18 protein-coding genes, 1 tRNA gene and 1 riboswitch are annotated in these 17,494 nt (G+C 57.1%); of the genes, 10 read left to right on the top strand and 9 right to left on the bottom strand.

Annotation, left to right across the window (positions count from 1 at the left end; translation table 11 throughout):
• Positions 1 to 20 precede the first annotated feature (20 nt).
• From psbZ to H6G07_RS10645, 3 genes are all read left to right on the top strand, one after another.
• The gene (gene psbZ / locus H6G07_RS10635) at positions 21 to 209 is read left to right on the top strand and encodes a photosystem II reaction center protein PsbZ (RefSeq protein WP_017301429.1); all 189 of its coding nucleotides are present in this window, start codon (positions 21 to 23) and stop codon (positions 207 to 209) included.
• Positions 210 to 221: 12 nt separating this feature from the next.
• Entirely contained in the window at positions 222 to 797 is a 576-nt protein-coding gene (gene ribH / locus H6G07_RS10640) for a 6,7-dimethyl-8-ribityllumazine synthase (protein WP_073608304.1), read from the top strand.
• Between the two features lie 114 nt (positions 798 to 911).
• Positions 912 to 983 (top strand) — tRNA-Gly (locus tag H6G07_RS10645).
• Between the two features lie 207 nt (positions 984 to 1,190).
• Here the strand turns inward: H6G07_RS10645 and H6G07_RS10650 are convergent.
• From H6G07_RS10650 to H6G07_RS10660, 3 genes are all read right to left on the bottom strand, one after another.
• Positions 1,191 to 2,957: an adenylate/guanylate cyclase domain-containing protein gene (locus tag H6G07_RS10650; protein ID WP_073608303.1), complete on the bottom strand. Its 1,767-nt coding sequence runs from the start codon at positions 2,955 to 2,957 to the stop codon at positions 1,191 to 1,193.
• Between the two features lie 267 nt (positions 2,958 to 3,224).
• A complete protein-coding gene (locus H6G07_RS10655; protein ID WP_073608302.1) occupies positions 3,225 to 4,427 on the bottom strand; it encodes a glycosyltransferase family 2 protein in 1,203 nt (400 codons plus the stop codon).
• 181 nt (positions 4,428 to 4,608) lie between these two features.
• Entirely contained in the window at positions 4,609 to 5,430 is an 822-nt protein-coding gene (locus H6G07_RS10660) for an HAD-IIB family hydrolase (RefSeq protein ID WP_073608301.1), read from the bottom strand.
• A gap of 388 nt (positions 5,431 to 5,818) precedes the next feature.
• On the opposite strand from H6G07_RS10660, the gene H6G07_RS10665 reads away from it, so the two are divergent.
• Both H6G07_RS10665 and H6G07_RS10670 read left to right on the top strand, forming a co-directional pair.
• Positions 5,819 to 6,265, top strand: coding sequence for a T3SS (YopN, CesT) and YbjN peptide-binding chaperone 1 (locus H6G07_RS10665; RefSeq protein WP_073608300.1), 447 nt, complete (start codon positions 5,819 to 5,821; stop codon positions 6,263 to 6,265).
• Between the two features lie 98 nt (positions 6,266 to 6,363).
• The gene (locus H6G07_RS10670) at positions 6,364 to 7,170 is read left to right on the top strand and encodes a peptidoglycan recognition protein family protein (RefSeq protein WP_244901922.1); all 807 of its coding nucleotides are present in this window, start codon (positions 6,364 to 6,366) and stop codon (positions 7,168 to 7,170) included.
• Here H6G07_RS10670 and H6G07_RS10675 read toward each other — a convergent pair.
• The 4 genes from H6G07_RS10675 to H6G07_RS10690 form a co-directional block, all read right to left on the bottom strand.
• The gene (locus H6G07_RS10675) at positions 7,167 to 7,835 is read right to left on the bottom strand and encodes a hypothetical protein (RefSeq protein ID WP_073608299.1); all 669 of its coding nucleotides are present in this window, start codon (positions 7,833 to 7,835) and stop codon (positions 7,167 to 7,169) included. The genes H6G07_RS10670 and H6G07_RS10675 overlap by 4 nt on opposite strands.
• 42 nt (positions 7,836 to 7,877) lie before the next feature.
• Positions 7,878 to 8,564, bottom strand: a complete 687-nt coding sequence (locus H6G07_RS10680; RefSeq protein ID WP_073608298.1) for a response regulator transcription factor — start codon at positions 8,562 to 8,564, stop codon at positions 7,878 to 7,880.
• A 212-nt stretch (positions 8,565 to 8,776) separates the two neighbouring features.
• Positions 8,777 to 9,538 carry a response regulator transcription factor gene (locus tag H6G07_RS10685; RefSeq protein ID WP_073608297.1) on the bottom strand — a complete coding sequence of 254 codons (762 nt, stop codon included), beginning with the start codon at positions 9,536 to 9,538 and terminating at the stop codon, positions 8,777 to 8,779.
• A 113-nt stretch (positions 9,539 to 9,651) separates the two neighbouring features.
• On the bottom strand, positions 9,652 to 10,983 hold the full coding sequence (locus H6G07_RS10690) for an aminopeptidase P family protein (protein ID WP_073608296.1): 1,332 nt from the start codon (positions 10,981 to 10,983) through the stop codon (positions 9,652 to 9,654).
• 240 nt (positions 10,984 to 11,223) lie between these two features.
• Here H6G07_RS10690 and H6G07_RS10695 point away from each other — a divergent pair, with 240 nt between their 5' ends.
• From H6G07_RS10695 to H6G07_RS10705, 3 genes are all read left to right on the top strand, one after another.
• The gene (locus H6G07_RS10695) at positions 11,224 to 11,532 is read left to right on the top strand and encodes a hypothetical protein (protein WP_139297016.1); all 309 of its coding nucleotides are present in this window, start codon (positions 11,224 to 11,226) and stop codon (positions 11,530 to 11,532) included.
• 77 nt (positions 11,533 to 11,609) lie between these two features.
• Positions 11,610 to 11,800: riboswitch (cobalamin riboswitch) on the top strand.
• Positions 11,801 to 11,871: 71 nt separating this feature from the next.
• On the top strand, positions 11,872 to 12,357 hold the full coding sequence (locus tag H6G07_RS10700) for a hypothetical protein (protein WP_084173087.1): 486 nt from the start codon (positions 11,872 to 11,874) through the stop codon (positions 12,355 to 12,357).
• A gap of 71 nt (positions 12,358 to 12,428) precedes the next feature.
• Positions 12,429 to 12,830 carry a DUF1636 domain-containing protein gene (locus H6G07_RS10705; RefSeq protein ID WP_073608422.1) on the top strand — a complete coding sequence of 134 codons (402 nt, stop codon included), beginning with the start codon at positions 12,429 to 12,431 and terminating at the stop codon, positions 12,828 to 12,830.
• Positions 12,831 to 12,847: 17 nt separating this feature from the next.
• On the opposite strand, the gene H6G07_RS10710 is transcribed toward H6G07_RS10705, so the two are convergent.
• Positions 12,848 to 13,345: an ureidoglycolate lyase gene (locus H6G07_RS10710; RefSeq protein ID WP_073608294.1), complete on the bottom strand. Its 498-nt coding sequence runs from the start codon at positions 13,343 to 13,345 to the stop codon at positions 12,848 to 12,850.
• Positions 13,346 to 13,503: 158 nt separating this feature from the next.
• Here H6G07_RS10710 and H6G07_RS10715 point away from each other — a divergent pair, with 158 nt between their 5' ends.
• Complete coding sequence (locus tag H6G07_RS10715; RefSeq protein ID WP_073608293.1) at positions 13,504 to 14,652, top strand: pyridoxal-phosphate-dependent aminotransferase family protein; 1,149 nt, start codon at positions 13,504 to 13,506, stop codon at positions 14,650 to 14,652.
• A 21-nt stretch (positions 14,653 to 14,673) separates the two neighbouring features.
• Here the strand turns inward: H6G07_RS10715 and H6G07_RS10720 are convergent, their stop codons facing one another.
• Entirely contained in the window at positions 14,674 to 16,263 is a 1,590-nt protein-coding gene (locus tag H6G07_RS10720; RefSeq protein WP_073608292.1) for a DEAD/DEAH box helicase, read from the bottom strand.
• 422 nt (positions 16,264 to 16,685) lie between these two features.
• On the opposite strand from H6G07_RS10720, the gene H6G07_RS10725 reads away from it, so the two are divergent.
• Positions 16,686 to 17,453: an aldo/keto reductase gene (locus H6G07_RS10725; RefSeq protein WP_338420690.1), complete on the top strand. Its 768-nt coding sequence runs from the start codon at positions 16,686 to 16,688 to the stop codon at positions 17,451 to 17,453.
• Positions 17,454 to 17,494: the final 41 nt, after the last annotated feature.

The raw sequence follows: 17,494 nt of genomic DNA on the forward strand, positions 1-17,494 counted from the left end.
GAGAGAGCAAATATAAACCCATGGTAATTCTGTTTCAACTCGCGCTGTTTGCCCTGGTGCTGATGTCATTTGTGCTGGTGGTGTATGTGCCCGTAGCCTACGCCTCTCCCCAGGATTGGGATCAGTCCAAACGACTCATCCTCTTTGGCTCCGTTATTTGGGGCGCTCTGGTGGTGGTCGTCGGCGGCCTCAACTACTTTGTGGTGTAGATAAGCATATTTATGGCGGTTTTTGAAGGCACGTTAGTCTCCACAGGGTCTCCCCGGTTTGCCATTGTGCTAGGCCGATTCAACGATTTAGTTACGGGTAAGCTGCTGGAGGGTTGCCAAGATTGCCTGAAGCGCCATGGTATAGACGTTAACCCCGAAGGTACCCAGGTTGACTACGCCTGGGTGCCCGGCAGTTTTGAAATTCCGCTGGTGGCTCGGCAATTGGCCCTCAGCGGTCGATATAACGCGATCATCTGCTTAGGAGCCGTCATTCGCGGCTCGACTCCCCACTTTGACTATGTGGCAGCGGAGGTAGCCAAGGGCGTAGCAGCAGCAGGTTTCCAAACCGGCGTGCCGATCATCTTTGGCGTCCTCACCACCGATACGCTGCAGCAGGCCCTAGAGCGGGCGGGTATCAAGGCCAACCACGGGTGGGACTATGCCATGAGCGCTCTAGAAATGGCCAGTCTCATGGGCGTGATTCACTCGGCCATGGGCAGTGGCTCGGGCAATGGTTCAGCTCGCTTAGCGCCTGGGATGCCAGTGGCAACTCAAGCCGTCGTGGTTCCCAACTCAGACTCGCTTTAGGGCTGAAATTTCTCAAGAAAATCCAAAAAAATGTTGACATAGTCACACTTTTTTGAGATTCTAGATAGAGTCAAAACCAGCGAAACGAAGTTGCTTCCAACACTGGTTTTTAATGCGGGTATAGCTCAGTGGTAGAGCGTCACCTTGCCAAGGTGAATGTCGCGCGTTCGAATCGCGTTACCCGCTTACTAAAATGTTGTGCGCTTCTTCAGACTTCTGAGAGGCCCATTCAATCATTGATACAAGTTTTTGGGGATGACGATCCACGGATACAACATCTGCGATCGCTCAGGTCTGATGCTAACTTGAGCCCCACGGCCACGGTTTGGCAAGGGGTAAATAATTTGTAGGGACGTTGGTGGATTCAATCCGTGAGTTGGCCCCACCAGTGCCCTAGAGAGTCGTGGGTTGAATGCTTTCTCGCCGAAGAGCACAGAACAAGGCTTCAGGTCGATGACCACGCAGCCAATAGGTTTCCATTTCGCCGCGACCTTTAATGGCGATGCAGCCACGGCGTTCAAATTGGTAGCTATCTTTGAGGCGCTCATAGGTCGCAGCCGTCACCTGAATCTGACCGGGTTCGCTGGAGGTTTCCATGCGGCTAGCCACATTGACGGCATCGCCCCAGAGATCGTAAATAAATTTCTTCGTGCCGATTACTCCGGCTACCACGACTCCGGTATTGATGCCAATGCGGATCTCCAGCGGTTCTCCTGACTCGGCTTGAAAGGAGGCGGTGACCTGCTGCATGGCCAGGGCCATTTCGGCGATCGCCTCCGCATGATCGCCTCGCGGCGTAGGTAACCCCGCCGCCACCATGTAGGCATCGCCAATGGTTTTGATTTTCTCTAGATCTAGCTGCTCAGCCAGACTGTCAAAAGCCGAGAAGATTTGGTTGAGCAGGTCGACTAGCTTAATGGGTGACAGGTGGTGCGACAGGCTGGTGAAGCCGACGATGTCGGCAAACAGAATGGTCACCTCGTCAAAGTGCTGGGGAATGGAGGCCTTAGTCTGCATCAGCTCGCCCGCGATCGGCGCTGGCAGAATATTGAGCAAGAGCTGCTCGGCCTTTTGCTGCTCTTGGGTTAGCTTCTGATTGCTGATTTGCAGTTCACTCAGCATGTCGTTGATCTGGTGGCCTAAGGAACTTAGCTCATCGGTTCCCTGCACCGACACTCGCTGGGTGAGGTCGTTAGAGCGCCCGATGTGCTGCACTTGCTGACTGAGCCCCAGCAACCGCCGTAAAATGACTCGGTCGAGCAGCAGCAGCATGCCGCTGGTAAACACAAGGCAGGATCCGAGCAGTGACCAGCCGAGATAGTGTCGGCTAATCAGCCCTTGCCGATAGATATCGCGGGGTAGCTTGACCTCCAGCAGTGCTTGGGGAGCGCCGTAAAGGTCGGGCCAGAGAGTGTAGCCCATTAGGGTATCGGCACTTTGAGGGCGCACTAGGGTGGGTAGCGTAGCCGAGTCGGTGGCATCGCTGAGAGTCGTGAGGATGGGTTGCAGCGACTCCGACAATTCGCCCTGACCTAGGGGATAGAGCTGTAGATCTAGCCGCGTACGCTGCGCTAGAGATTCGATGACGCTGGCACTTAGGGTTCGCCCCATGAGGAGGGCACCCCTTGATGGACCGGTGGCATCGCTGCGCAAGATAGGCTCTACCACAACCAGCATCAGGTGGCCATCCACCGTCATTAACCCTTGGTGGTGGGAGGCCAGGTTCTCAAACTGCATCAACGGACTGGTGGGAGTAAGCTGCTGGGTCAGACTGGGTGGTAAGGGTGAAGCGGTTCTCTTGTCTAAGTCGTAGCTCGTGCCGTAGACGATCTCACCATCGGGGTTGACGAAGGCGATCGCGTTGAGCTGTAGGCTTTCAAAGGCGTACTTCCTGAGGTTCGACTCGAGGTAATTAGGGTTGCCGTCTTGAATGAAGGCATAGGTGTCATTCCAAGCGGCCCAGTCTTCGGTAATGCTCTGGATTTGGGCAAGGTCGCCCGCTAGCACCTCATCAACCCGTTGCAGGTTGCGCTGGGCATCCTGCTGCTCAAGACGACCGTAGCTGCGCTGCAAAATGACGGAAAAACTGCCGTAGAGAATCATCATCAGCCCCAGCAGAGGCAACGTGGTCAGCAACAGAGTTTTGTGGCGCAGTTTCATAGGTTAGGGGCACTGTGGGGGGTGACACCCCTCAAAATTACCTGTAGAGTACCCAAGACACACCACTACAGCGATGTCCCTTACCATTGCTTCTAAATAAAATGTCGTTTTTCGGCGCTTTTGTAAGGAGTCGTCGGGAGGGGCGTTATTAACTTAAAAGACTTGCAGCATGGTTGGCGGTGTCGCCCCATGCCCTCAATAACAGCTAAAGCCTAGCCAAAAGTCGCCTTGGCCTTGGCATCTGAGAACTGCTGCAACGGTAAAACGCTACCCATCGCGCTCGGTGCGCACCCAGTTTTTTTCGGGCTTGACCAAAAATTTGAAGTACAGCGGAATTTTGTTGAGCACGTAGAGCGGCACCGTTAGCAGATCCTTGAGGGAGAGGTCGCTGCGTCCGTAGCCTGCCCAGGCCAGGCTGACCCCAGTGCTGAGGGCGAGTACTGCCCCTAGAGCTAGGTAGGCAGGGAGCCAGCTCCAGCCAGCGAGGGCCGCAGCTAGGCAGAGGGCTGCGATCGCCAAGGTCACCATCACCTGGAGTGAGATGGGCAGTATCCCCAGCTCTAGGGCCAGAACGAGCAGGTCAACGCGCCCCTGGCGCAGGGCCTGACCCAGCAGCTTAGGCACATACTCGCTCAATATTTGCAGATGCCCGTGTTCCCAGCGGGTGCGCTGGGTAGTGGCGGCCTGGTTGCCGCTGGGTAGACGGCTGGTGACCCAGGCGTTTTGACAAAATTGAGGCCCATAGCCAGCCAGAGCCAAATCGAGGCCGAGCTTCATATCTTCGACGATGTGACCGCTGGCGATGTTGACGGCGATCGCAGCCTCCCAAGGCATGGCGATACCAGTGCCGGTCAGTAGGCAGGGCTGCCCCAGGCGATATAACCCGAGGGGACGCACCCAGTTTTTCACCTTGAAGGCAAAGGCTGAAATGCCGTCTTTAAGCCCAGGGCTAGGGGGCTTTTCCATTAAGTAGACAGCCTGAACCGGACGCTGGCTCTGCTGGGCCTGAATGGCCAGGGCGGCCAAGCTGTAGGGCTGTAAATCGCAGTCGGCATCGACAAAAACAACGATCTCGGGTGGATTGGCCATGAGATGGTTGAGGCCGAAGTCGAGGGCATAACCCTTTCCACGCTGAGCAAGGTCGTGGCGCTCAATCACGGTGGCTCCAGCCTGGCGGGCGGCCTCGGCAGTGGCATCGGTGCAGTTGTCGGCGATTACCAGCAGGCGATCGCTAGGGCGCATCTGGGGCAGAATAGTGGCCAGGGTGGTGGCAATGCCTTCAGCCTCGTTGTGGGCGGGCACCAGCACCGCCAGGGACAGATCGGCAGATAGGGTAGATGGGTTGGCAGCCGATGGAGCGCCGCCCAAGGCCATCAGGCATTCAAGGGCAAAAAAGGCTGAGGTGGTCAGCAGCAGCAGCGGCAAAACCGCGAGCATGACCGTGATCAGGTCGCCTAGACTTACGTTCATAACTACCCAACGTGTTTGACTGAATCGGTGCTGCTAGGTTGCCCAGATTGTCAGGTCTGCCTGCTGCTGAGCCCAACGCCCGCAGTAGGTACCTTAACGAAACTTGGCCAGGTCGTTGCCTTCGCCCTACCAGATTTACAAGAGCTTCAAAAACCTGTGTCTCGGTGGTGCTGGCCCATTGCTAGGCCATTACCGCGGCTAGGACAGTCTCTACGGCGATCGCCCAGCCCTCGGGCGCTGGCGCTGGCGCGACCTGCCAACCGCGATCGGCTAGCTGAGGATGGGGGCCGTGGGCGCTGGGCAGCACAATCGGATAATCGACGTTCTCTAGCATGTCGAGGTCGTTGGGGCTGTTGCCTAGCCCAATGGTGGTGATGGGCAGGGCCTCAGGACTGCTGGCTTGGTAGAGCTGCACTAGCTGGCGCACAGCGTGGCCTTTGCCCGCTTCGCTGCCAATCAGATGGGAGAAGCGATCGCCGATTACGACCCGAAATCCCATGGCTGCTACCGCCTCGCGCAGCTGGTCGGCGGGCACATTTTTAGGAGTCATAAACGGTTCGGTAAACTCCCTGGCCTTCGCCTGCTTGGCCTCTGTGAAAGATAGCCCGGTGAGTTGCACTACTTGGTCTACCGTCCAGTCGCCAAAGCCCTTGAGGGGGCGACCGAGATCCTGGGCGATCGCCTTGAGCCCAGCGCGAGCGGTGACATAGTTGCAGCCTAATTGAAGTACTCGGTAGCCATCGACATCGTCGCCGGGCGGTAGGGCAAAGCCAGGGTGATCAATGGGAATGTAGATGGCGCTGCCGTTTTCCACCACAAAGGGATCGCGCAGGCCGACATCCTGCCGCAGTTGGGCAACCTCTTGGCGGGTTTTGCTCGTCACCGGTATCACTGGAATGCCCTGGTCGGCAAGCTTGGCTAGGGTGGGCAAGGCTGCCTGGTAGGCGTAGGTTTCGCCATTGAGCAAGGTGCCGTCGAGGTCGGTGAAAATAATGCAGGCCATAGAAATAACGAGGGGGCGCTATAGATAAGGACAGAGTACCTATCCAAAGCCTACTGCAAGGGCCACCCCTAATTCTGACGCTTCAAATTCAGAGTTATCGGGCGCTGTAGCCTGTGATGGGCTTTGGTTTAGAACGGCTGAAATTCGCGACTGGCAGAGGGCACGGGGCTGCTGGGTAAGGAAATTGGTTTGAACCTGTCAGGGTTGTGGCGCGCCTGCCGGTGTCGCCAAACGGCTAAGCCACAAATAGTCATTGAATGCGAGCTGACGTTAAAGCAAGAGTGAGACAATTGGGATGCAGCTTTTCCTTGGGCTCGTTCTAGGGCTAATCTGTTAGGGCTTTAGCTTATGGCTAAAGTGCTGCTGTTCGTTCCTCTACGAGTGTTGTATGGAGTTTAAGACCCCTGGACAGGAGGCCGTCTACCATCGAATTTTGCCTTGGATGCATGAGCTGTTTGGCGAAGCGCTGGTGGTGTTTGAGGATGAACCCCTCTTCATTGTGAACTTGGGGTCGGCGGTGGCCTCGACTCGAGTGGTGCCCTGGCACGATTATGAAACGCTGATTACTACGCGAGCCTATGTGGTAACCGCGATTGACCTCACCCCTGAGCTGAGCTACTACCTGCTGCGGGAAAACAACGGCATCTACTTTGGCCGTTTTGCCTACGATTCTGAGGATGACATTGTGTTTGAGCACAGTTTGGTGGGTGAAACCTGCGATCGCCTCGACCTAAATCACTCCGTTGCCACCGTGATTCGCATTGCCGACAGCTACGACGACGAAATTGTCGCTCGCTGGGGGGGGCAACGGGCCCTCGATCGCTGGGCTTCCTAACGATCTGACGCTGGTTCAGGGGTTTCATCGCAGGATGCGGGTTCCATTGAGCCCATTTCGCGCTACAAAATAGTCTGACAATGCACCCGGAGGTTGCCGTGGCTCGTCGCTGGATTTGGATAGGGTTGGGGGGGGTGCTAATGGCGCTGCTGAGTTTGGGGCTCGGTTCAGCCCGCGCGGCAGGCCCTTTAGAACCTATGCTCACCGTGAGCGGTTTGCCGCCCATGCAAACCACGGCGGCGGCAACGCTCCAGCCGCTCAAAGCCGCTCAGCCTGGGCCGACTGATTTTGCTGCCCCAGCGGAGCTGGCCCAGGCGGCTCCGCCCCGACAGGTAACGGCCTTAGCCGACCCGACTAACTATGGCGATCGCTATCTCACCGACATCAACGGCCAAGTGGTGCAGAACGACTTCATCGCCGTGCTGCATGAAACTGTAGGCTCGGCTCAGAGTGCTCTTAACCTATTTCGGACGCGGCACCCGCGTGACCAAGACCAGGTCAGCTACCATGCCCTAATTGGCCGCGATGGCACGGTCTACTACATTGTGCCCCCTGAAAAACGGGCCTTTGGGGCTGGCAACTCAGTGTTCAGCGGACCCAACGGCCCAGAGGCTGTGCGCACTAATGCAGCGTTCCCCCCCTCGGTGAACAATTTTGCCTACCACGTGTCTTTGGAAACCCCCGGCGATGGCTTCAACAACCGCCGTAGCCACAGCGGCTATACTCAAGCCCAGTACGATTCCCTGGCCTGGCTGCTGGCTCAGACCACTATTCCTGACAGCCGCATTACCACCCATCAGGCCGTCGATCGCTCCGGCAACCGCATGGATCCGCGCAGTTTTAATTCCTCTAACTTTTTTAGCCAACTGCGCCGCTACCCAACCCGCACCAGCCTCACGGGCTAGGGGGCGACGTCGAACGACACGACCATCTCGTACACCGATGGGGCGAGCATCGTTAAGTTAGGGTCACTGCTGGCAAATATCTCATCCCCCATCATGGCCTCGTAGGCCTCAAGGTGTGCTGCTATGGCACCGTCTGAGGGAGCTAAGCGCAGCCATAGAGCATTGTCGTACTGGGCTAGGGCGGTGCCCTCAAGCACGATGGTGCCGCCGTAGTCCCAGGCAAAGCCGTAGAGGTCGAAGTCGCCTAGGACGGCTTGAACCGCAGCATAGGACGCACCCACCCCCAACCCCTCTGGAATTTGCCAGGCCGGGCCAAAGTCTTTGATCAGCCGGGGCCGACTTTGGGCGGCGTCAGCCCACACCACGGCAAACTGTTGATCAGTACCAGAGTTCACCACTGTGCCTACCTCTGTGCTGCCTTCTCCTAGGGAAATGGGGCGATCGCTCAGAGCGGCCTCGCCATAGAAATTGGCCAAATCGGCGCGGCTGGTTTGGGCTGTAACTGGGCCTACCCGCTCGCCGGGAATGACCAGCCCGTCGCTAGACTCACCGGGCACACTAGGCGCTACAGCAGCAGATGGTTCAGCGGGAATGGCGGGTTCAGATGGCTGCGCTTCAGGCCGCGCTTCCTGGAGTTGGCAGGCGGCTAAGGGTACCAAAGCCATAAGCAACACTGTTATCCACAATTGCGCCATGACGGTTGATGGCTAGGGCACTAGGTGGTGGCTAATGGCAAATCGCAGCAGCTCAGAACGGTTACTGGTCTCGGTTTTGCGCAACAGACTGCTGACATACTTCTCGACGGTGCGGGGGCTTAGAAATAGGCGATCGCCGATTTGAGCGTTGGATAGCCCGTCCGACAGCAGCGTCAGCACATCCTGTTCCCGAGCCGTAAACTCAGTTACCAGATCGACAGGATCAGGAGTCCAGGGCGCAACCGCTGCGCTGACTTCGCTGGCCTGAAGGGCGCGCTGCTGAGCAGTGCTGAGCGCCACCTGCTGAATCCATGCCGACTGGATTAGCTGCGATCGCTCCAGCAAATTGCGCACGATCGCCCCGATCTCTCGCAGCTCAAAGGGTTTGGGCAAGTAGAGGTCACAGCCCAGCTGATAGCCTCGAATCCGATCCTGAGTCTGATTGTGGGCGGTGAGGAAAATTACTGGCAGCAGCCGAAAGGCTGGATACTGCCGCACCTTTTGCACCAGGGTAAACCCATCGAGACCGGGCATGCCGATGTCGGTAATGATGAGCTGGGGTTGGTGGCTAAATACCTGCCTCAGCGCCATTTCGCCGTGGCTAGCCATCAGCACAGAATAGCCCTCAAGCTCTAAATAATCGCACAACGCAAGACGAGTGCCCTCGTCGTCTTCGGCAATTAAAATGGTGAGCGGCATAGCGTTCTACCAGGGTTAGAGCTGCTGACAGGTCCAACATTACAGCCTACGGCCAGGATCTCAACCTTGGCACACAGACGACTTTCGCTCCTGCCCCTTCAGACTAAACGACAATTCAAGGACTAGGTTTATTTGTTGCTGAAGTTAAAGTCTTGTGAAGTGGGTACTCCGCAGGGGTTAACATCGCCCCGACTGACGGTTTTTGACAGCCTCTAGCCCAGGCGATAACCGAAGCCACGCACGGTTTTCAGGTATTGGGGGTGGCTGGGGTCAACCTCTAGCTTTTCGCGAATCCAGCGAATATGAACGTCTACGGTTTTGTTGTCGCCCATAAAATCGTGCCCCCAAACCTGGTCGATAATCTGATCGCGCGACCATACCCGCCGGGGCTGGCTCATAAACAGTTCCAGAATTCGAAATTCTTTAGGGGAAAGGTTAACTTCTTCGCCCTTCAAAAAGACCCGGCACTCCTGGGGATGGAGCGTGATGTCTTCAAACCGGAGTGCGTTGTCTTTCTCAACGCTAGCTTTGCCCCGCTGTCGGCGCAGCAGCGCCCGGCAGCGGGCAACCAGCTCCCGCATGCCAAAGGGCTTGCTTAAGTAGTCGTCGGCACCAATTTCGAGCCCCACCACGCGGTCGGTTTCGGTACCCTTGGCGCTCAGCACTAGAATGGGCACATCGATGCCCTGGTGGCGCAGCAGACGGCAGAGGTCAAGCCCATTCATGCCGGGTAGCATGAGGTCGAGCACTACCAGGTTGACTTCGGGGCGGTCGGTGCGGCTCGACACCGAGGTGCCGCCCAGCATATCGAGAGCAGTCAGGCCATCGGCGGCAACGAGAACATCAAACCCTTCCTCGGCCAACCCAAGGGCCAATGTCTCTCGAATCAGTTCTTCATCTTCGACAATGAGTACTCGCCCTAGGCCAACCCGTAGGTTTGGCTGAGCCTGAGGCACGAGGTCTACAGAATCCATAAGAAATGGTTAAAAACTGCTCACTAAAATCATATCAGCCCCTAGGGGGATGATCAGCTTGACAAAAGCTAAGACTTTGTAAACCCCCAGTTTGAGGTCGGTCGGAAAACGCCCTAGGCTCCGCTGACTAGGGCTTCTACAGCGTCAGCGTGGGTAGGTAAGGCGGCGGTTAAAACAGTGCAACCCGTTGAGTTAATGTGCACATCATTCTCGATGCGAATGCCGCGTACCCCGTCAAAAACCTCAAGACGGTTCCAGTCAATAGCATCGTCGTACTGGCCCGACTGCCGCGCCGGGCCGAGAATGCCGGGTACCTGGTAAAACCCCGGTTCAATGGTAACTATCATATTGGCGGCTAAGGGCCGGTCTAGGCGAAGAAACTTTAGCCCAAAGCGATCGCTGCGCGATCGCCCCGGTGCGTAGCCTGCCACATCCCCTAAATCTTCCATGTCATGCACATCTAGCCCCAGCAAATGCCCCACCCCATGGGGGAAAAACAGAGCATGCACATCCCGCTCGACCAAAGCGTCAGGATCTCCTTTCAGAACCCCCAGATCGACCAACCCCGCCGCCAGGATACGACAGGCTAGCAGGTGTAAATTCCGGTACTCAATTCCAGGGTGGGCGGCGGCAATGCAGGCATCGTGGGCGGCCAGCACGAGGTTGTAGATATCTCGTTGGGCCGAGGTGAACTGTCCAGACACAGGCCAAGTGCGAGTGATATCTGAAGCCCAGCCGCTAGGGACCTCGGCCCCCACGTCGGCCAGCAGCAGATCGCCCGGAGCCAGGTTGTGGTGGTACTGCTCGTTGTGGAGCACTTCGCCGTGGACGGTGACAATGCTGTTGTAGGCGCAGGTCATGCCCTGGCCCATAATCACCTGTTCCATAGCGGCCCGCACCTGGGCCTCGGTGGTGGCCCCTGGAGTGGCGGCCATACCGGCTTTGTGGGCGGCAACAGAGACTGCCGCCGCCCGTTTGATTTGGTCGAGGGCGTAGTCATCGTGGTGCAGTCGCAGGGTTACCAGGGCTTCAACTAAGGCTCTGCTGCGCTCTGGGTTAGCGGCGGCTTGGGCGGGGAGGGTTGCCGCTTCGGCTAGATAGGAGTCTAGGTCTTGGTAGGGATAGGCGGCATCAGCTCCGATGTCAGCGGCGATCGCATCTCGACTCGGGCTTGGCCCATGCCACAGCGCGGCTTCGGGGGAGGTGTCATCCATAAACAGCGTCAGCCGCCCCCCTTCGAGGTGAAGGGCAGCATTGGCCAGGGGCAGGCCTGCAAAGTACAAAAAATGGCTATTAGCCCGAAAGGGATAGGTGTTGGCCGGAAAGTTGCGCGACACCGCCTGCCCCGACCACAGCACCACTGGCCGTGGGTGGAGTTCAGCCAGGCGATCGCGGCGCTGCCGCAGCACCGCAGCCAGCGATAACGGGGCGGTCTGAAGGGGCATAGAGAACCAAAGCCGACGACTTCCTCAGTCTGCCACAGCACACCAGTCCTGGAGAGGTAGCAAGCTTGACGGTCTAGATCTAGCTTTAACTCCCATCGCCAGCAGGTAACCCCAAAGGAGAGAAACATCCCTTAAAATGAAACCAATAAAATTATTTTTTTGTGAATTCTTCGTTCAAAGCCAAGTTCAAATGAACTACTGTTGAATCTATAACGGCTAGCCTACTTCAGGTGCAGCGCTATGGCTTCCTTAACGATTTGTCTAGGATCACGGGTTCGCCTTAAGGGTCAAGACGACCACATACCCGATTTTGTAGTAGTGCGGTGCGAGCGCGATCGCTGCTGGGTGCGACAGCAAGACTGGACTCCCGGCACCGAAATCCAGGTCAGCTTCAAAGAGCTGCTCGTGCCTCCCGAGGCAGGCTCAACCCTAACGGTGGCGTTAGCCCAGCAGGTCAAAGCATCAGGGTTATTGGCTGGACACGGTGACCACCGCGCTGGAGACAACGTAGTCTACATGGACGCCTACCGCCGTCGCCATGCCCCCTAGACGCGGTAGCGCTGGCGGGTAATAGCTCTTTCTCCAAGTTGCAACGATTTGTTGCGGATCGCTTCGTCCCTAAGGTGTTAGGATGCAGCTCTGTCGGTTTTAGCGGGGGTCAGCCGCTGAAGGAAACGGGGAAAGCGCAGCGAAAATCTGCCACTGTCCCGCAGCTGTGAGGCGATTTTAGAATTCGGATTTTGGATTGACATCTCTCCAACGTCTAGAAACTTAAAATTCTCCAAGTCAGAATGCCCGCCGATGGACGCCCACTGTTATTTCCATCTGCGAGGTACAGATGACTATGAATAGTCTTTGGTTTGCTCTAGGGCGATGTTGCCCTAGGCGATGTTTTTTGCTGCTGCGCCAGGCTCCAAGCGATCGCCGGTGGTGGCTGTGCGCATAGATAACAGCGTATGGCAGGGCTGTTTTGGCGACTGGCAGCCGCTGTTTATTCGAGAATACTGGCTACCCCTCGGCCATCTAGCTTGGCAGGGGTTCTTGGAACATGGCCACGGCATGGTGGTCTGCGAAATCCACGGCGTTACCGCCACGGTGGACTGGAGCTGCACGGCGGTGTCCTACACCGCCTACTTTGTGCCCCAGGCCAAACTAGCGACCTGCTGGCAAAACTTTAACCTGTCCGCCGATCAGCGACCAGTGGTAGAAAATGCCGTCGCTACCTACGACCCGGCGCGGGACGCCATGTTGTTGTTGCTAGGTGACTCGCAACCTTACATCTCTTGCTTAAAGGGCTGGGCGGTGCCACCGCCGGAGTGTTCTCGCCAGATGGGCGATCGCCAGGCCGAGTTTACCGCTACTCCCAGATCCTAATGTCTCGGTTTTGTCAGTCGCCCAGCTTCGAGGCTGGCTGGCAAACCCTATTCACTTATAGTTTGAACCCAATGACTCAACCCACCTTATTTGTCTGTGCCCTGTGCAAATTCCCCGCTGCTGAGTCTGGTGCGGGCGACACCCCCGGCGGGCAGCACTTGATCGATCAGCTAACGAACTGCCTTGCCACCGAAACTGGCTCGGGCGAAATCACCCTTCAGCCGGTGCGCTGCATGGCCGCCTGCGATCGCGCCTGCAATGCCGCCCTCAGCGCCCCCGGCAAGCTGACTTTTATTTTTAACGATCTTTCGCCCAGCCAGTCGGCCCCTGACCTAGCGGAGTTTTGTCGCCAGTACGCCGTCGCTGCGAATGGCAAGGTGCCCTATGGGCTGCGATCGCCCGCCATCAAACAATCCACCGCCTATGTCCTTCCTCCCCTACTGACCGATCAAGTTCCGCTCCCCGTCGCTTAACGCTCTGCCCCCACTCCCTACTCCCCTACGATCTCAAACTCCACCCCAAACTCCCTCGCCAAATTGCAGGTCTGGTGGTCGGTAATGTTGGTGTCGCTCAGCTCTAAGTTATAGAAGTTCACCGTGGGATGGCAAAAGTATGGCCCCGCGTGCCAGGTGCCCACCGCTAGCTTGATAAAGCAGTCGCCGGGGATGTGCAAGGCGCGAATTTCTTGCGGATCGGGCTGCTCAGCCGTCCCCGGTGGAGCCACCGCCATGAACCAATCTTTGCCCTCCAGCGCTCCTAGGCACTGGGTGCAGCGCTGATGCCGAGTGATGGTACGAAACCGGGTGCCCCTGTGCTCTAGGGTCATCAGGTAAAAACGGGGAATGCCGCGATCGAGCTGGAGCTGGGCGTCAGCGGGGCCAAAGACAGCACCGTCGGCGCTGGGAAAAATCACCTGGCCAAAGGCAGCAAAGGCTTCTGGAGTGATGGGTTGAGCTGTCAGTTTTTGGACAGTAAGGGGTAAGGCCATCGGTATATTGGTACGGGAGGTTTGAACACTGCATGCCTTCGCTTTGCTTATCCTATGCTGGCAACTTCTTACAACACCTAAAAGAAAATTCTCACCCTCTAACCCTTGTTGGTAAGCTGGAGGTTTGTTCTTCGATCGCAGAGTTGGGGCAGTAAGGCATGGATAACAAGTTGATGCTGATGATTCCGGGGCCGACCCCGGTACCCGAGCAGGTGCTGTTGGCCATGGCCAAGCACCCCATGGGCCACCGTAGCGGCGAATTTAGCGCCCTGATGGGCGAGGTGACTGAAAACCTCAAGTGGCTGCACCAAACCAAAAACGATGTGCTGGTGCTCTGCTCCAGCGGCACCGGAGCGATGGAAGCGGGCATTATCAACTTTCTCAGCGCGGGCGATAAGGTGCTGGTGGGCAACAACGGCAAGTTTGGCGAACGCTGGGGTGAAGTAGCCCGCGCCTACGGCCTCGACACCCACGAAATTACCGCTGAGTGGGGCAAACCCCTCAATCCCGACGATTTCAAGGCGGCCTTGGAGGCCGACACCGCTAAAGAAATTAAAGCGGTGATTATCACCCACAGCGAAACCTCTACCGGGGTGCTCAATGATGTGGAAACCATCAACCGTCACGTCAAAGCCCACGGCGCGCTAATCATGCTGGATGCGGTGACGAGCCTGGGAGCTATCTCGGTACCCGTGGATGAATGGGGTCTGGATGTGGTGGCCTCAGGTTCCCAAAAGGGCTACATGATTCCGCCCGGTCTGGCCTTTGTCAGCGTCAGCGCCAAGGCATGGGAGGCCTACGAAACGGCGACTTTGCCCAAGTTTTACCTCGATCTCAAGCCTTACAGCAAAGGGGCGGCTAAGAATACGACCCCTTTCACCCCCCCGGTTAATCTGTTCTTCGCCCTGCACGCAGCCCTGCAAATGATGCAGAAAGAGGGGCTAGAGGCGATCTTTGCCCGCCACGATCGCCAGAAGCGAGCCACCCGCGCCGCCATGGCCGCCCTCAATCTGCCACTGTTCGGGGCCGACGACTGCGCTAGCCCAGCCATTACCGCCGTCATGCCCCAGGGAGTCGATGCCGAGCAAATTCGCTCGGTGATGAAGAAGCAGTTTGACATTGTCTTAGCCGGGGGCCAAGACCACCTGAAAGGCAAGATCTTTCGGATTGGGCACTTGGGCTTTGTGGGCGATCGCGACGTTTTAACCGCCGTTGCTTCCCTAGAGGCCACCCTGACCAAGCTCGGCTACGACCAGTTCACCCCTGGGGCTGGGGTCAACGCCGCAGGCCAAATTTTGCTGGCCTAGACTCACTCCTAAAGGCCCTGGCTACCTAACTTGGTATAGATTGAGCAATTGCTGATAACTGCCAGGGCCACACTCTTTTTCAAACTCGTTGACAATCCAGTCTTCCTTCTTATTGAGACGGCTTGCACTTTTTTGAAGATATTTAAAATACTCCAGCATTTGTTCCATAGTTGGATGCTTTCCAAACAGAGAACCTAAGTACCATTTCTCTTGAGGCCAGCGACCGCAATGTTCCCAGAATGATCGCTCAGCCCAGGTAGGTGCATTCCAATCCTTTCTATTCCTTCGACTATACATTCGGCGGCGATGGCCATGAAATAGATCCGTTAGTGTAGGTATGTCGTTGATCTGGTGGGCCTGTTCAGCGGAGTAAATCTCTACCATGTCCTCCAGGTTGAGAGGACGATCGGTGATCCACTGGTGGCCGCAGTCGGGGCATTTGGCAATAAACGACAGCACAATCCGGCCACACTGAGGACATGGTTTCGTTGGTGGAGGCCCTCCCCCTTCGCTATCTTCTTGCTTTTGTTGCGGCAGGTAGTAGTCCTTAATGTCTTCGGGAAAGCCCAGCCGCTCCAGATTCCCCGCCTGGTCGAGAATGATGCCGTACTGCTTGCCCGTCTGGGGCGAGATCCGCATCACTCGGCCAATCTGTTGCAGGTGCAGGGCGCTCGACTGGGTGGGTCGCAGCATCAGCCCCACCTCCACGCTGGGCTCGTCAAAGCCGATGCTGATCACATTGCAGGAGGTCAGCACCAGGATGTTTTCGTCTCGCAGGTCGCTGTACATGCGCTTGCGGTCTTTAATCGGAGTGCCGCCTTCTACCGTGTCAGCGGTAATGCCAGCGGCGTTAAAGGCATCGGCGACGTGGCGAGCGTGCTCGATATCCACACAGAAGGCGATCGTGCGCTTGCCGGGGCAGAGGCGCTGCCACTCGCGGACGATTTTTTCGATCAATTCGGGGCGATCGCAGGCATTCTTCAGCCCGACCTCGTCGTAGTCGCCCCGCACAGTCTTGACTTCCTTCAGGTTGACGACCCCGTCGGGGGGCATGCTGTAGTACTTCATGGGGGCCAAAAAGCCCCGCTGCTGTAGGTCGCTGGGCACGGGCGAGGCCACAAGAGTATCCATGACATCGCCTAGTTGCTCTTTACCCAGGCGCTTGGGGGTCGCAGTCATCACCAGGTGCACAGCATCGGGAAAGGTTTTGAGCACCTTCTTGCCCACCTGGCTAAACAGGGTAATGTGGCCCTCGTCGTAGAACACCACATCGGGTACCCACTGCTTCCACCACTGCCGCTTTGACATAGTTTGAATGCTGGCGATCTGAATGGGGGCGTCGCGGTTCTCTTCCCAACCCGCTTTAATAAAGCCGCAGTGCAGGCCAAAAGATTTCATCTTTTCGTAGGTCTGCCCCACCAACACATCAAGATGCACCAAAAACATTAGCCGCTTCCCTGCCCGCTCGGCATGAGCGCAGATCTGTCCGCTGATCACGGTTTTGCCTGCTCCAGTACCGGCGACGATCGCCACCCGCTTGTGCCCCTCGTTGAGCTTGCGGTAGAGATCGTTGATGAGGTCAATCTGGTAAGGGCGCAGTTGGGGGGGCATGGCGGAGTGGGCAGGTGAATAGATAGATGGGTAGATGGGTAGCGGATGGTGGTTCAAGGTGTACGGTTTACGGTGTAAGGCAGAGCCGTTCACTCTCTTCCCCTAACTCCCGATACCCAATACCTTATAGATAATAAACGGGTACTACCCTTTGTCCCCGCGATCAAGAGAGCCAGGGGCAATGGCGCTATCATGCAGGTAGCTAAATCCAGGGACGGGCGCTTGAGCATAGAAACTCGCAGGTTGGGCAACACCGATATTGAGATCACGCCGCTGATTTTTGGCACTTGGCAGGCGGGCAAGAGCGGCTGGGTCGGCATAGAAGACCAGGCTGTGATTGACGCGATGCAGGCCGCGCTGGATGCGGGGATAACCCCTTCGACACAGCGAAGGTCTACGGCAACGGCTATTCTGAGGAGCTGGTGGGCAAGGCGCTGGCAGATCGGCGCGACCAGGTTGTGTTGGCCACCAAGGTCTTCGCCAACCACCTCAAGGCCGACCAGGTGATCGAGGCCTGTGAGAAGTCTCTCCAGCGCATGCAAACCGATGTGATCGATCTTTATCAGATCCACTGGCCGTCGGGGGCGTTTAAGAGCGAGGTCGTGCCCATTAGCGAAACCATGGGAGCGCTGAACCAGTTGAAGGAACAGGGCAAAATTCGCGCGATCGGGGTGTCAAACTTTTCTAAGGCCCAGATCGAAGAGGCCACGCAGTTTGGCTGCATCGATAGCCTCCAACCGCCCTATTCCCTCTTTTGGCGCGGGGTAGAAACCGAGCTATTGCCCTACTGCGTGGAGCATAACCTGACCATCCTCTCCTACTCATCTCTGGCTCAGGGATTGCTCACCGGCAAGTTTGGCCCCGACCATCACTTTCCCAAAGAAGACATTCGCAGCAAAAACAAGCTATTTCAGCCGCCGATTTACGACAAAGCCCAGGCGGCCCTAGAGAAGCTGCGCCCCATTGCCGATCGCTACAACACCACTCTGGGAAATTTGGCCTTGGCCTGGCTGATTGCGCAGCCTCAGACTACAGCGATCGTGGGGGCGCGTAACACCGAGCAGGCCGTGGAGAATGCTAAGGCAGCGGCGATTTCGCTCTCTGCAGACGACCTAGCGGCGATCGACGGCATCAGCCGCACCGTAACCGATCACCTGTCCACCGACCCGGTGATATGGGCCTTTGGGTAAAATACTTCCTTTACATTGGTGCTCCCTGTGCCTATTATCCT

The organism is Phormidium tenue FACHB-1052 (assembly GCF_014696675.1).
GTDB classification, from domain to species: domain Bacteria; phylum Cyanobacteriota; class Cyanobacteriia; order Phormidesmidales; family Phormidesmidaceae; genus Nodosilinea; species Nodosilinea tenuis_A.

Bases quoted from the DNA above. Each gene is read 5' to 3' on its own strand.
- H6G07_RS10685 (WP_073608297.1), bottom strand. From the start codon at position 9,538: ATGGATTCTGTAGACCTCGTGCCTCAGGCTCAGCCAAACCTACGGGTT.
- H6G07_RS10700 (WP_084173087.1), top strand. From the start codon at position 11,872: ATGTTTTTTGCTGCTGCGCCAGGCTCCAAGCGATCGCCGGTGGTGGCT.
- H6G07_RS10655 (WP_073608302.1), bottom strand. From the start codon at position 4,427: ATGAACGTAAGTCTAGGCGACCTGATCACGGTCATGCTCGCGGTTTTG.
- ribH (WP_073608304.1), top strand. From the start codon at position 222: ATGGCGGTTTTTGAAGGCACGTTAGTCTCCACAGGGTCTCCCCGGTTT.
- H6G07_RS10650 (WP_073608303.1), bottom strand. From the start codon at position 2,957: ATGAAACTGCGCCACAAAACTCTGTTGCTGACCACGTTGCCTCTGCTG.
- psbZ (WP_017301429.1), top strand. From the start codon at position 21: ATGGTAATTCTGTTTCAACTCGCGCTGTTTGCCCTGGTGCTGATGTCA.
- H6G07_RS10695 (WP_139297016.1), top strand. From the start codon at position 11,224: ATGGCTTCCTTAACGATTTGTCTAGGATCACGGGTTCGCCTTAAGGGT.
- H6G07_RS10715 (WP_073608293.1), top strand. From the start codon at position 13,504: ATGGATAACAAGTTGATGCTGATGATTCCGGGGCCGACCCCGGTACCC.
- H6G07_RS10660 (WP_073608301.1), bottom strand. From the start codon at position 5,430: ATGGCCTGCATTATTTTCACCGACCTCGACGGCACCTTGCTCAATGGC.
- H6G07_RS10710 (WP_073608294.1), bottom strand. From the start codon at position 13,345: ATGGCCTTACCCCTTACTGTCCAAAAACTGACAGCTCAACCCATCACT.
- H6G07_RS10690 (WP_073608296.1), bottom strand. From the start codon at position 10,983: ATGCCCCTTCAGACCGCCCCGTTATCGCTGGCTGCGGTGCTGCGGCAG.
- H6G07_RS10675 (WP_073608299.1), bottom strand. From the start codon at position 7,835: ATGGCTTTGGTACCCTTAGCCGCCTGCCAACTCCAGGAAGCGCGGCCT.
- H6G07_RS10720 (WP_073608292.1), bottom strand. From the start codon at position 16,263: ATGCCCCCCCAACTGCGCCCTTACCAGATTGACCTCATCAACGATCTC.
- H6G07_RS10665 (WP_073608300.1), top strand. From the start codon at position 5,819: ATGGAGTTTAAGACCCCTGGACAGGAGGCCGTCTACCATCGAATTTTG.
- H6G07_RS10680 (WP_073608298.1), bottom strand. From the start codon at position 8,564: ATGCCGCTCACCATTTTAATTGCCGAAGACGACGAGGGCACTCGTCTT.
- H6G07_RS10705 (WP_073608422.1), top strand. From the start codon at position 12,429: ATGACTCAACCCACCTTATTTGTCTGTGCCCTGTGCAAATTCCCCGCT.